This window comes from Psychrobacter sp. H26, assembly GCF_059073035.1.
In genome coordinates, this window is sequence record NZ_JCACRW010000001.1 from 1,622,809 (window position 1) to 1,636,737 (window position 13,929).

At 43.4% G+C, this 13,929-nt stretch carries 14 protein-coding genes; 5 read left to right on the top strand and 9 right to left on the bottom strand.

Annotated features, from left to right (window positions below):
- Positions 1 to 56: 56 nt before the first annotated feature.
- Entirely contained in the window at positions 57 to 491 is a 435-nt protein-coding gene (locus tag AC5JPT_RS06670; protein ID WP_443525808.1) for a secondary thiamine-phosphate synthase enzyme YjbQ, read from the top strand.
- Positions 492 to 570: 79 nt separating this feature from the next.
- Complete coding sequence (locus AC5JPT_RS06675; protein WP_493857555.1) at positions 571 to 1,212, top strand: hypothetical protein; 642 nt, start codon at positions 571 to 573, stop codon at positions 1,210 to 1,212.
- A 244-nt stretch (positions 1,213 to 1,456) separates the two neighbouring features.
- Here the strand turns inward: AC5JPT_RS06675 and AC5JPT_RS06680 are convergent, their stop codons facing one another.
- The 6 genes from AC5JPT_RS06680 to ffh form a co-directional block, all read right to left on the bottom strand.
- A complete protein-coding gene (locus AC5JPT_RS06680) occupies positions 1,457 to 2,116 on the bottom strand; it encodes a DUF4112 domain-containing protein (protein ID WP_493857556.1) in 660 nt (219 codons plus the stop codon).
- Complete coding sequence (ubiA, locus tag AC5JPT_RS06685; RefSeq protein ID WP_493858442.1) at positions 2,109 to 3,026, bottom strand: 4-hydroxybenzoate octaprenyltransferase; 918 nt, start codon at positions 3,024 to 3,026, stop codon at positions 2,109 to 2,111. Before ubiA ends, AC5JPT_RS06680 begins: the two co-directional genes overlap by 8 nt.
- Before the next feature lie 289 nt (positions 3,027 to 3,315).
- Positions 3,316 to 4,215 carry a class I SAM-dependent methyltransferase gene (locus tag AC5JPT_RS06690; protein WP_493857557.1) on the bottom strand — a complete coding sequence of 300 codons (900 nt, stop codon included), beginning with the start codon at positions 4,213 to 4,215 and terminating at the stop codon, positions 3,316 to 3,318.
- 58 nt (positions 4,216 to 4,273) lie between these two features.
- On the bottom strand, positions 4,274 to 5,116 hold the full coding sequence (locus AC5JPT_RS06695; RefSeq protein ID WP_493857558.1) for an undecaprenyl-diphosphate phosphatase: 843 nt from the start codon (positions 5,114 to 5,116) through the stop codon (positions 4,274 to 4,276).
- A gap of 115 nt (positions 5,117 to 5,231) precedes the next feature.
- Positions 5,232 to 5,933, bottom strand: coding sequence for a tRNA (adenosine(37)-N6)-threonylcarbamoyltransferase complex dimerization subunit type 1 TsaB (tsaB, locus tag AC5JPT_RS06700; protein ID WP_493858443.1), 702 nt, complete (start codon positions 5,931 to 5,933; stop codon positions 5,232 to 5,234).
- 300 nt (positions 5,934 to 6,233) lie between these two features.
- Positions 6,234 to 7,778: a signal recognition particle protein gene (gene ffh, locus AC5JPT_RS06705; RefSeq protein ID WP_493857559.1), complete on the bottom strand. Its 1,545-nt coding sequence runs from the start codon at positions 7,776 to 7,778 to the stop codon at positions 6,234 to 6,236.
- 516 nt (positions 7,779 to 8,294) lie between these two features.
- Here ffh and AC5JPT_RS06710 point away from each other — a divergent pair.
- Entirely contained in the window at positions 8,295 to 9,086 is a 792-nt protein-coding gene (locus AC5JPT_RS06710) for a cytochrome C assembly family protein (protein ID WP_493857560.1), read from the top strand.
- 86 nt (positions 9,087 to 9,172) lie between these two features.
- Here AC5JPT_RS06710 and purU read toward each other — a convergent pair whose 3' ends face one another.
- Positions 9,173 to 10,102 carry a formyltetrahydrofolate deformylase gene (gene purU, locus AC5JPT_RS06715; RefSeq protein ID WP_493857561.1) on the bottom strand — a complete coding sequence of 310 codons (930 nt, stop codon included), beginning with the start codon at positions 10,100 to 10,102 and terminating at the stop codon, positions 9,173 to 9,175.
- 201 nt (positions 10,103 to 10,303) lie between these two features.
- Positions 10,304 to 12,415: an Ig-like domain-containing protein gene (locus AC5JPT_RS06720; RefSeq protein ID WP_493857562.1), complete on the bottom strand. Its 2,112-nt coding sequence runs from the start codon at positions 12,413 to 12,415 to the stop codon at positions 10,304 to 10,306.
- Between the two features lie 483 nt (positions 12,416 to 12,898).
- On the opposite strand from AC5JPT_RS06720, the gene rpmB reads away from it, so the two are divergent.
- On the top strand, positions 12,899 to 13,135 hold the full coding sequence (gene rpmB, locus AC5JPT_RS06725; RefSeq protein WP_057761372.1) for a 50S ribosomal protein L28: 237 nt from the start codon (positions 12,899 to 12,901) through the stop codon (positions 13,133 to 13,135).
- Between the two features lie 126 nt (positions 13,136 to 13,261).
- The gene (gene rpmG / locus AC5JPT_RS06730) at positions 13,262 to 13,417 is read left to right on the top strand and encodes a 50S ribosomal protein L33 (RefSeq protein WP_010201403.1); all 156 of its coding nucleotides are present in this window, start codon (positions 13,262 to 13,264) and stop codon (positions 13,415 to 13,417) included.
- Between the two features lie 136 nt (positions 13,418 to 13,553).
- On the opposite strand, the gene AC5JPT_RS06735 is transcribed toward rpmG, so the two are convergent.
- The gene (locus AC5JPT_RS06735) at positions 13,554 to 13,865 is read right to left on the bottom strand and encodes a hypothetical protein (protein WP_443525793.1); all 312 of its coding nucleotides are present in this window, start codon (positions 13,863 to 13,865) and stop codon (positions 13,554 to 13,556) included.
- Positions 13,866 to 13,929 lie beyond the last annotated feature (64 nt).

The following is a 13,929-nucleotide window of genomic DNA, read 5'->3' on the forward strand; positions in this document are numbered from 1 at the left end:
ATACTGTCTTGTGGTATCTTTACTCAACGTTGGTTCAAACACTGAGACACTATCCTATGAGCTATCACCAAACGACCATCACGCTACCCGCCTATGCCCGTGGCATTCATATCATCACGCCTATTATCGAAGATGCAATTACTCAGCTGATACCTCGCACTGCCAAGGTAGGGCTGGTTCATTTATTTCTACCGCACACATCAGCCAGTCTCACTATCAATGAAAATGCTGATCCAGATGTCAGATTAGACACTGAAGAGTGGCTCAATAAAATTGCACCGGAGAATCAGCCACAGTATCGTCACACCTTGGAGGGCTCTGATGATCTACCAGCTCATCTCAAAAGCATGATGCTGGGCGTTAGTTTGACCATCCCGCTCATCGACGGTAGGTTAGGACTGGGTATGTGGCAAGGGATCTATCTATGTGAGCATAGGAACATGACTGGATATGGCGGACAGCGCAAGCTGGTTATTACCATCAATACGTAATAATATACGGTGAGTAGATAGCAGGTTAATGCTTGCATATTACCTCATTGACATCGCGCGCTAACGGATAAACCCGACTATGATAGCTTTTATATTAAGACCTCTAGGCTTTGCAAACGCTAAACCCAACTACTTTAAGACCACTGCTGTTGTTTTGAGTGTACTGCTATTGACTGCCTGCCAAGAAACGCCAGAACCTGATACATCAAATGAGCCTGCGGCTGAGACATCAACACAAACCACGCCTGTCACGACAAATATCAATGTAGATGAATCTGACGATAACAACGTGAACAAACCCCAAGACCAAGTACAGACTGACACTGATTCAGAGCGCGATATGAGTTTGGCTGAACTAGAACAAAACCTAGAAGGCACCGCCCCTGCTACGAACAGTGCTGCTGCACCTAATCCAGAGCAAGCCATTAAAGGCGCACAAATCACCGATGTCCGTTATAAAAATGACGCGGGCGATAGCTTATCGGTCGTCTTTGAGACCTCAGCTGCAGGACTACTCAACGCGATTGTCACCCGCCCTAACCAACCGAAAATCACGCTCAGCGCGCCAGAAGGTCAAGGGAATAATCCCACTTATCGCTCAACTGACGGCAGTATCCAACTAGTGAGTCATGCAGGTGGTGGCACCATTGATTTTATCCAAAACGATACCGTGACCAGTTTTGATGCTATCAGTGCTGAAGCCGAAGTCATCACTGAGTAACGCTTCATACTCTCTTTTGTTCAGTGCTTGATTCTTTTGTTCAACCCTTTATTTTGAACCAAAAAAAAGGCGGCAAACGCTACTATCGTTGCCGCCTTTTCTATGGTTACTTATTCATAACTGCTCATTAGTCTTTATTGATACGACTCAATTTTCTATTACGTGATTATAGTTAACCGAGCTTAGTCAGTTTAGTAAAAACAGTCAGTTGAATAAAAACAGTCAATCAACTAAGACCAGCCGCTTAACTAAACAGTCCGACTAGCCAACTTATTATCGTCCATACACCCCAGCCGATAAATACAAGCACGATTAGCCCCAGCATATCAGGGATATGCAAGTATAGCCAAGCCACGATAGGATTACGCCAAAAAGCGCCGAAGCGGCTATGATGCTGTTTGTCCTCTAGTGACTGATGCAAAAAAGGCCGATCCATATGCATGGTTTCAGTAATACCATACTCATGGTGTAAATGCTCGTGCACGATACCCAGCGTCTTGCGACTAGGACGAATAAAAACATCTAGCAGCGTACCGATACCTGGCACGATACCCACGACCATATCAATCAATGCCAATCTAACAGCGGGCGTCATTTTATGGGCAGGCACACCCAACTGGCGACCTAATATAAAAGCATAGCTGGTCAATGCCAGCCCCGCCAAATCACCTGCGAGAGGAATGGTTGAGAGCGCCGCATCGGCACCCATGCCCTGCTTAGTAAAAGGCACTCGTACTAGCGAATCCATAGTATTGGCAAACTTTGCTAATTTACGCTCAGTGGCAATCGCTTGCTCGCGCGTCAGTCCATGCTCAGCAAGTTTTTCCTGATAATCTATGACTGACTTGTTCGCCCCAGATGTTTTTTTTGCTTTAAATCTCGGCAATTTATTGAACTTATCCATTTAGCGTCGTCCATATACACGTCACTGCTACAAGCGCAAAAACATAGCGCCCTACCCAAATATTGGCTAAGAATGCCTGAAAACAAGCCTGTACATGACGACTGGCACACGCGCTATTCTGTTTGGCAAACATCATCGCCACCAGTGCCAATCCGAATATTGGCGTAATACCTAGCGTGGTTGGCGCAAAATAGTGCCACATCACCGTACCCATAATGAGTAAAAATAGCATTTGAAGTATTGAGATGATAATCACATCATAGCGACCGAATAATATTGCTGTTGATTTAACTCCTATCTTAAGATCATCTTCGCGATCTGCCATGGCGTACTGCGTGTCATACGCTACTGTCCAGCACATATATGCTAAAAATAACAACCAACACCATATATCAGGAGCACCTTGCACTGCCACATAAGTCATTGGTATTGCCCATCCAAAAGCCGCCGCCAAAAATACCTGCGGCAAATACGTATAGCGCTTCATAAATGGATAAATGAACGCCAATATGACCGCGCCAAGCGACCAATAAAATACAGCAATCGGTAAGAAAAATAGCAAACTGGCGCTCAGCAACACCAATACCAAAAACGCAGCAATGGCTTCTTTACCAGATAAGCGTCCATCTGCTAATGGACGACCTTTAGTACGGGTTACATGACCATCTACTTTGCGATCAGCAAAATCATTAATCGCACAGCCAGCGGCGCGCATAAAAATAGCCCCAAGCGCAAATATCGTAAATATCTTGAGGCTTGGCAAGCCTGCTGTCATTCCTTGCTGCTGCGCCTGCCCCATCGCTGCTAACATCACGCCCCATAACGTTGGCCACAGCAATAGCTCAATACCCACTGGCTTATCAAAGCGTGTCAGCTGCATATAAGCGTAAAGCTTGTCCTTGAGCGTCATGGAAGAGCTGGTTTGTGTCATAGTATGATGGTCTCTATGCTTGTCGCTTTGATTGGTCTACGTCGACTAAAGCTTGAATGGTAATAATGCTTCATTGATACGATATTTTTATTTCGAATGCTTTGATGTTCATGTTAAGTGCTTTTAGGTACTGTAATCCTAAGTATTTTAATTCTAAGCACTTGAATGCTAAGTACTTTGATGGTTACTGCTTTAATATTAAACCCTGTAACATTAAAGGCGGTGATGTTAAGTCATTCAGCAAATTGCCTATTGAATAAAGTCTTGGTTAAACGAAATACCCATCAAAGCGTACGGCTTCATTATGCCAACTTTCACTAGCAGGCTGTTCAGCAAGCAATGGTGCAAATTGAGGCCGTTTTACGACTACGCGACCCTGCCCTGACAAGTTTCGACTCACCACTGTCTGCGCACCATTTAGCAGTTGTCGCTCTTCATCGGGCGTTGGTGGATGAGCCAATCGATGTAGCACTTGCATGTGCTTGCCTACTTTTGCACCTTTGCCTGTTTTGGTATCTTGATAGCTATCCTCTGGAAACATAGGGTCTAGGTATACCACATCAATTGCAGTCGTATCATCTACTGCCAACTCAGTATCCAGTCTGACAAAATAACTGAGCGCATCGGTATTAATAATTTGTAGACGCCCCATAAGCTTCTGCCAATTGGGTGACGCACTCATACGCTGCTGCTCTGCAAGTAAAAGTAGCGCCATCAAAGGTTGCTGCTCGAGCATCGTCACGCGTGCACCCGTACTGCCCAATATCAAACTATCATGACCAAAGCCAGCCGTTGCATCGATAACCTGACTGTCTGCTGTGATTTTTGCTGCTTGTAATAGCAGTTCAGACTTCCGGCCAGCACTGACTACGCGGCGCTGCAACTTGTCCCATTCAGGTGCCACACTGAGCCCATCACTGAGCCATGACAGCTTGTTTTTCTCATCGAGCAATAACATAGACTTAGAGGTTGTTTCGCTCAATTGCTGCCGACGCTTTTGCGTGAGTTTCTCTGTGGAGAGTTGAGTGTCCAAGACAATTGGTAGTTCGTGTTCGTCTATTAATGACAGCAGATGCTCAATTTGTGCTTGCTGACTATCATTGACATAGAACAGTTGGCAATGTACCACAGCATACGTTTTACTGTGTGTTTGAGGCAGAGCTGTCATAACCATTATCCTTTTTGTTACTGATTTTATCTGTACTGCCTGACACCGTCATGCACCTCTAGCCTGCCATTTGATAACCAAAGCCCCAAGCCGCTACCAATACGATGACACCTGTGATGATGCGTAACCAAGCAAAAATAGTAAAATCACGACGGCTCACCCATGCTACCAGTAAGCGAATACAGAGTAATGCTACTACGAATGATACGATAGTTCCGATACCCAGTACCAACCAGTCTTCACGATTACTCAAAACATCGCCATGCTTGAGCAAATCTAATAATGCCGCGCCGACGATGACAGGGATACCCAAAAAGAAGGAAAACTCTGCAGAAGCCTTGCGCGAAACCCCAAGCCATAACGCACCAATAATCGTAGCGCCTGAGCGCGACGTCCCTGGTATAAGAGCTAAACATTGGAACAAACCAATCATCAACGCAGTTTTTATGCTGACATCTTCCGCTTCTTCTGCAATGACCGTTTTAGGACGCTTTTCCACGTAAAATATCAACAGACCACCGATTATAAGCATGATGGCCACAACAATAGGATTGAATAGATACGCTTTGATTTCATCGGCAAAGGTAAAGCCCACTATCATGACAGGGATGGTCGCAACGATCAGGCTCAGTCCCAGCTGTCTTGGATTGGTCATGCCGTCTGCTTTACCTGTTATGAGGCCCATTAGCGCTTGCCACAGTCTGCCCCAATAGTCATATATCACCGCCAAAATAGCGCCAAGCTGTACGACGACCACAAACAGATCAACTTTTTCTTTGGTCCAAAACCCCATGACATCTGCTGATAAAATCAAGTAGCCCGTGCTAGAGATGGGTAAAAACTCAGTGATACCCTCGACGATACCCATGATGACAGCTTGAATTAATAAAATGATATCCACGGTGACTTTCCTAAAAATAGAGGGGCCCAAAAACAGGCTGAGCTAAGAACAGACCGATTGGCTGTCCTATGTTGACGTTGGTCTTATAGTAATTGATATTTTTCCACAGTAAGATCTATGCTTTACCTTGCTCTTTTAGTGTTTTCCAAGCTTGATTACGTAGATATTTTGGTAGAGCCTGTGCAGCCTCAGTACCACCAGACTTTGCAAACTGGGCTATACCAAGCTGTCCGATAATGACCGCATCTGGCCAGACATCTTCATGGCAAACTTGCTGGTCATATAGCGCTAATAGCGTCGCACCATTACCCGCGATAGGCAGGTTGAGTGCGGTTTGGCGATCATAATCTAATAGCTGTTCTGTACTGTCGCTACTATCATCCAATACTGGCTGCATGATGCCCTGACCTGACTGCTCATTTACGGCTAACTTATACTGTCCAAAATAGACCTGCTGCATACGCGCATCGAGGGCGCTGTATATATGTGTTAGACCGTATTTCTGATACGCACATTGTGCAATCGCTTGTAGACTAGAGACGCCCACACAAGGCAAGTCATGTGCGACCGATAGTGCCTGCACAACTGCCGTATTGATACGGATACCACTGAACGCCCCTGGACCGCGATTGAATATCAATGCTTGTATATCAGCAAGACCTAGCTGCGCCTCAGATAGTGCAGCATCAATCATCGGTAAAATCTGCTGAGTCTGCTGGCGTTTACCTGTTTCGGTATGGCTCGACAGCACCTGCCCACTCGAATCTAAAATCGCGATCGAACACTGATCGAACACGGTATCCATTGCTAAAAACATCACAACCTCGGCTTATACTTTTGGCATTCTAGGGCATGTCAGATTTCGATGAGTAACAATAACCATTATGAATCGACACTGTTAATCAATGTACTGCAAAATTCCTGACAGGGTAAAACAGCGCCTATCATAGCATTTAGGCCACACAAATTTTATTACTTTCTACGTTTTCCACATTTTATTCATCGGTTATTATTCGTTGGTCATAATTTAAGGCTAGCAATGAAAAAGCCCCAAAGCTTAATTGGCTTTGAGGCTTTAGATTTTTGAACAAGCGACTTAAAAATAAAAAATGCTAATTTAGAAACGTGTTTTGAACTTTTTTGGCGCTTGGTTTTGCATGTCTTGCATTTGCTTTTGCATCTCTTCAGTGCTCGGCATATTGTTTGGGTCAAGCCCCATCTGTTTTGCCATCTGCTCTGGGTTCACGTCTTTAGCGCCGCCTTGCTGACCGCCGCCAAATAATGGACCACCGCCACCGCCAGCGTTGCCGCCACCCATAAGCCCTTGCATAGACTTCATCATTTTACTGATACCTTCAGGCTTTGAGATCATTTTCATCATTTTTGCCATTTGCTTATGTTGCTTGAGCAAACGGTTGACATCTTGGATTTCACGACCTGAACCTGCAGCAATACGACGCTTACGACTTGGGTTAATTTTGTCAGGGTTTTTGCGCTCAAATGGCGTCATTGAATTGATCAATGCTTCCATCTCGCGAACTTTCTCTTCTGGCTTGGCATCTTCGACGGCTTTTTGCATGTCTGAGCCACCCATACCAGGCATCTTATCTAAAAAGCCTGCCATGCCGCCCATGCTCTTCATTTGCTGGAACTGGGTCAATAGATCCTCAAGGTCAAAATCACCGCCCTTTTGCATCTTTTTCGCCATTTTTTCGGCTTTATCGCGGTCAATTTTTTGCTCAACTTCTTCGACCAAACTCAGTACATCACCCATACCAAGGATACGCTGCGCAATACGCTCAGGGTGGAACAGCTCTAGCTCATCTAGTTTTTCACCGCGACCCAAGAACTTGATTGGCTTACCTGTAATAGCACGTACAGATAGCGCTGCACCGCCACGAGCATCGCCGTCAGTCTTGGTTAAGATAACACCCGTCAGTGGCAACGCGTCGTTGAAGGCTTTTGCAGTATTGGCAGCATCTTGACCCGTCATTGCATCAACGACAAATAGTGTTTCAGATGGGTTGACCGCAGCAGTTAGCGCCTTAATCTCATCCATCATAGTATCGTCGATATGTAGACGACCTGCGGTATCGATGATAAGGATATCTTGATACTGGATCTTGGCTTCTTCAATCGCACGCTTTGCGATATCGATTGGATTCTCATCCGTGCTTGAGTTCACAAATTTAGCATTTACTTGACCGGCGACTTGCTCAAGCTGTTTGATCGCCGCTGGACGATAAACGTCGGCAGAGACCAGCATGACTTTTTTCTTTTGGCGTTCTTGTAGATACTTGGCCAATTTACCAGCTGTGGTTGTTTTACCAGCACCTTGCAAACCTGCTAGTAAATAAACAACAGGCGGTTTACCTGTCATCTCTAGCTGCTGGTTGGCACTACCCATCATTTCGGTCAGCTCGTCGTGTACGATTTTGACAAAGGCTTGACCGGGTGCTAGCTCTTTGAGCACTTCAGCACCTAGTGCTTGCTCTTTGACGCGTTTTACAAAATCACGAGTGACAGGCAGTGCCACGTCAGCTTCTAACAGCGCCATGCGTACTTCACGTAGGGTGTCTTTTATATTGTCTTCGGTCAATTGTCCCGTGCCTACGATATTACGTAGACTCGACGACAAGCGTTCTGTTAAGGTATCAAACATAAGTAACTCTCAATTAAAATAGTTTTCAATTAAATAAAACGTCATTAAAATAATGCTAAGTCAAACCAATCAAATGGTTCGTAAATACTATTAGGATAGATTATAAAATACTGGGACACTCTGTCATAATAAATCAGATAAAAATCATATTATCAATACTATAGCATCAACACGATGCAAAAATTATAGTCGTTTCGCAAAAGGCTCGACTCTTATTAGTTGTAAGTAACTGGTTTATATAGTCAGTTCAGTATAATTTGGATACAAGAAAAGCAAGTGAAAGTACTACAAGTCGTAGACTAAGCGAGCCTGACACCGTATCCGATTTATAGGGGATTGACTATACTTTGCTTAGGGTGTCTTATATGATGATGTATCAGGAATAAGAAAGATGGTGCTCAACTGGCACCCATTTTATGATAAATTGGACGATTATTCTAATCATTCTGATAATACCACTTTAGCAATACATTGAGCAGTCAGTTTACGCTCAGTTCAAGACGAGGCTTTTTATCTGTGCACCTTGCATTTTTACTTGCTAGCATGGCTTATGTCTTAGTCAGCCTTCACATTGGTTGGGCGCTGGTTCAGGACAAACCTATCCATAAAAGCGTCAGTTTGGGTCTATTACTGGTCGGCATGGCTGCACACGCAATATTGCTCTATCCGTATGTCGTGACCCTGTATGGTCTGAATTTTAATTTATTTAATATTATCAGCCTGACTAGTTTGTTCTTTTTATTCTTTTATCTGCTGTTCTGTTTGTACCGACCTATCCTTAGTCTTGGTATCTTGGCTGCACCCACAGCACTCATAGGCATGACTGTCGGCTATGTTGGCCGCGCGCCTTACCAACCATTAACTGATGTCAGCATCGGACTTGAGATTCATATTCTGTTGTCATTAGCGGCCTATTGTGTGCTGTTGATGGCTGCGGTTCAAGCGCTATTTTTGCGTCTGCAAATACGCGAGCTCAAGCATCATACTATTCACCGCTTTTGGGTCAATAAACTGCCCTCATTGCAGAGCATGGAGAGTTTATTGTTCGATATGCTTTTGGTCGGGTTTGTATTGCTCAGTATTGCGCTAGGAATTGGATTTATATACGTAGAAGATTTGATGGCACAGCACATCGTACACAAGACTGTCTTTAGCCTGCTGTCATGGTTATTATTTGGTACGTTGCTGTTTGGCAATTGGCGCGCAGGATGGCGAGGCAAACGTGCCGCCAACATCACCATTTACGCTTTTATTCTGTTAGCGATTGGCTTTGTGGGTAGCAAGTTTGTTTTGGAAATGCTGATATAACACTGACATAAAATGTCATGTTATAAAAGAGGCGGTCAGTCATTGTTGCGACTGACCGCCTCTTTTAATCGCTAATTTAGATATTTTTAGTTAAAAACCACTGTCTTGTTGCCTGCCACGATCACACGATTCTGCACATGCCAATTGACAGCGCGAGCCAATACGTTGCGCTCTATGTCGCGTCCAATAGCGCGTAGCTCTACCACACCTTGGCGATGCGTCACGCGGTGTACGTCTTGCTCAATGATCGGCCCTTGATCCAGTTCTGCGGTGACATAATGCGCCGTTGCACCGATGAGTTTGACGCCTTTATCGTAAGCTTGGCGGTAAGGATCTGCACCCACAAACGCAGGTAAGAACGAATGATGAATATTAATCACTTGCATTGGCCAGCGTTTGACAAAATCTGACGATAATATCTGCATATAACGCGCCAGCACTAATAAGTCATTACCTGCCATCAGCTTATGGATTTGCTCTTCTGCATCTACCTTATTGTCTTTGGTCACTGGTACATGATGAAAGCTGATGCTGAAGTTTTCGACCGCTTGCTGTAAATCAGGATGATTGCTGACTACGCAAGTGATCTCGCAGTCCAGCAAGCCGCGCTGATGTCGCCATAACAAATCTAACAACGCATGATCGAACTTTGAGACCAAGATACCGACTTTGGTTTTAGTGGCATTGTTATGTAAACGCCAATCCATATCGTGGCGCTTGGCGACAGTATGGGCAAAGCTGGCTTCAAAATTATCGATGATATCGCTCAAGCCTGCTAAAGCGAACTCCAAACGCATAAAGTACTGACCACCTTCATGTGCGGTTGAATACTGATCCAATGTAATGATGTTGGCACCATAACGATGAATAAATTCTGATACTGCTTGGACGATACCCGCCTGATCTTTGCATTTGATGAGTAGCGTTGCTGTATCGATAGCGCTAGGAATCTGCTTACTCTGAGAAGCGATGTTCGTTGTATGTGATGGTAAAACTGTTTTGGTGTTGTCCGACATAATACGCTCAATATAAAAAATGATGACTGATCGCTGAGAATGGCTGTCAGCGTAGTAAACCGGTTATTTTAATCTTTTTTGTGATATTTTGCTGAGCGAGTTGGTTGTTTTTGGTTATTTAGGATGATTTAATTGTTTAGAAGAATAAAGCAAAAACCCCCAACGTAGGGTTGGGGGTTTTATTTTATTACTTTAGTAATTTTACTCGACGATAGTATAGGTCACTGTAGTCGTAACATTGTTAGGGCTGGTGACAGACACTCTAAAGAAATCTCCAGCCTCACATTGGTTTAAGGCATAAGTATTGATTGTGCCTGTATTATCTCCAGGACTACCAGGGGATACTATTGCTGGCACTTCTGCAGGTCCTCCAATCACCTCTACTTCACAACTCCCACTAAATTCTCCGTCAGTTTTGTCAACCACAGAGCCAGAAATCGTTGTACCAGATGGCATTGGATTTAAATCATAAAAACCGCCGCTGTTGATGCGTATAACCACTCTCTTGTTTGCTACAGTTATAATTTGAGTACTTGGAGACAACAATGTGAAAGTTGGGTTGCTACCATCTGATAGTAACTGAATACGCTCAGAGCGAACAATAGCATCAAGCTCTGTATTACAAGTCATCGGTTTGTTTGGAGACACAAAGTTGTTAATAAAATTGTTTTCGAACGCTTCTTTCACTTGCTCACTAGAGGACGGGAATTTTAACTGTATGAACTGACCAACATTGTTTTCACAGGTTTGATCGGCTTGTGTCGTTAACGGATAAGTAAACTCACCGATTTCAAAAGTACCATTCTCGTTATCATCACGGAAGGTATCACCGATATTATGCACAAAAATATCACCTTCATCCCATGCATTATTTTCATTTTGATCGATGTAAGCTTTCTCTCCTTCAGCTACCGCTAATAGACTCACACGACCATCGCCAGGACGCGGATTCTGTGTTGAAAATGTGACCTCACACTCTCCGTCAGCAGTGTTACAGCTCGCAGGTGACACTTTGCCACCCTCAGCGGTGAAATTCACTACGGTACCATCTGGCACGGCATTACCGTTGCGGTCAACCAGTCTTGCTACTACTGGCGTACTGTCACCGTCTAAGCTCCAATCTAATACGTTCTTGCCAAACGATAAACTAATACCATCTTGAGTCACTCTAGAGCTGGCAATAGAAATACCCTTCGATAACGCATTGATGCGAGTATCACTGGCTAAGGTGGCTTTTATTTCTACTGGACCTGGTGTTGTACCCGGGTAGATGTTGACTGAGACTTGACCGTTCTCATCAGTTCTAGCTCTAAACTGTTGATTATTACCTAACACACCAAACGTTAAGCCTAACGGTGATTTTTCTAGCGATAAGATAACTTCTGAATTAGCCAGTGGTGTCGTATTTGAAAATACTGTGAACTCAACTGCGCCTGTTGCCGAAGACCCACTACCTTGTATGCCTAGTGTTAGATCATTGGCCGTATAGACAATAGAGGTTGCTTCAGGAGCCTGTATAGAAACACTAGCCGACTGAGTGACGCTACCAGTACTGGCTGATATTCGCACAGCACCACTGCACAAAGTATTATCGACGTTAATGGCTTTGTACACAAAATCAATCATACCATTTTCATTGGAAGTAACTTGCTCAGGTAGCTGACCGCAAGCAGCATTTAGGTTGACCAGTACACCACTAATGGCATTACCACTTGTATCAGTGGTTTTCAAAGATACCGCCGTCTGTCCACCTGCCGTCAGCTGTAAGTCAGTAATCTGTAATGCACTTAGATTAACATTGGTAGCTTGTACCAAAAAAGTTAAATTGCTAATAGCGGTATTGTCATCATTACTAGCATTTGCAGTAATGACGTAAGCGCCAGATACATCAGGTGCATTAGGCTTCAAAAATATACGGGCTTCGCCATCGCTGTTGGTCAAAGTAGCACCCGATGTCGTCTGTGATAAATCAACGCCTGGTGCATCAATTGAGAAAGTTACTTTTGTATTGGCAAGAGGTTGACCATTGTCATCAGTGACTACCACTTCATAGTAAGCACCTTCTAGCCCGATAGAGGTTATCGTATTATCGTCTACATCGACTAATTGACTGCTACTGATATTTAAAGCACCTATTGGCTCTTCAGTACCACCGTCATCTCCATTATCTACATCAGGCTGTTCTACACCCAAATCAGGCGTTGGTGCAATCGTATCATTGCCATCACCGCCGCCACAACCTGCCAGGGCTAATGATAATGTGAGCGCTGTCAGTTGAAATAGCTTAGAAGTAGGTAGCGAGTGGTATGACATGGTTTTAACTCCGCATGAGCAGTGATTTATCAAACAAATAGGCAAAAATCATTACACAGAATCAAGAGAGACTGTTGATGATACATGGTTTTACAGTAATGCCAGTGTATTAACAGATTGTATTAAATATATAACAGCAACTTTACTGACTTTTGTTATAACTTACAACTAAAAATTAATCTTTGCTATTAGATAATCAACAACATAGCGCGCTCATTTCAGGGTATAATAGCCATCCTTTAAACCAACGTTTATCATAAAAATATTTGAGTATTCATCTATTTTATGGTATAAATGTCGGCTTTAAAATTTTCTGAATTGGTCAGCCTGTTATTTGCCTTTAGATAACAGCAAAACCAGCTCAACCTTCATATAGTTTTGTTTGGTGCAAAGCTGCCGCTTGCTGTGTCCATGCCGCAAAAACGTGCAACTTGCCCAGACTGGTATGAGAAAAACTCATACCTCATAGATTAGGAGTTCGCCATGTCTCGAGTTTGCCAAGTGACTGGAAAGCGCCCTATGGTGGGTAATAATGTTTCGCATGCAAACAACAAAACCCGTCGTCGCTTTCTACCAAACCTTCACAACCATCGTTTTTGGGTAGAGTCTGAAAACCGCTTTGTACGTCTACGTGTGTCTACCAAAGGTATGCGCATCATTGACAAACTTGGTATCGATAAAGTGTTAGCGGATCTACGCGCACAAGGTCAAAAAGTTTAAGTTAGAAATAGCAGTTAATTGATGACTCTCATCACTTGACTGCCATTTTGCTACATTATAGTTAGCGACTTGCCTTTTCGACACGTACCTATCGTTTGAAGACCCCTCATTTACAGGAAAGCTATCATGAGAGATAAAATTAAATTAGTATCAACCGCTGGTACTGGCTATTACTACACCACTACCAAAAACAAGCGCACTATGCCTGGCAAAATGGAAATCAAAAAGTTTGATCCAAAAGTACGCCAGCACGTGATCTTTAAAGAAGCTAAAATCAAATAATATCCATTTTATAAATGGTATTATTTGAACAAAAAAAGGGTTTATCAATTGATAAACCCTTTTTTTATGGCTGCTGCTTGATGTATTATTTGATAACATCTAAAAGCCTCAATCAGTATCGAGAGATAACTAAAGATCAGCTATAGTGTGTTGGTTCTTTATCATACACGTGAGCATGCCACTTACTCATCTGCTTTTGCATAATCACCTGAATCGCTGCATGAATCATATGCTGACCAACAGCCTGAGTATCGCTACCAAGTAATTCTTTGAGTTTATCAGAAAAATCAATAGTCATTAATGGTTCTTCGTCTTGTTCTGCATCACGTAACAACAATCTACCATCTTCAGATTCCACCAGCTCTAATGTGGTCTCCTTAGCAAACCCTGTAAATTGATCGCTACCATCGTTGTCTACTTCTATATCATTATCGATATCATATGTCATTAACTGCTTCCTTATTATCCCGCTTATGATTTGCAAAAATTAAAACTTGCAAACGAATTATTCA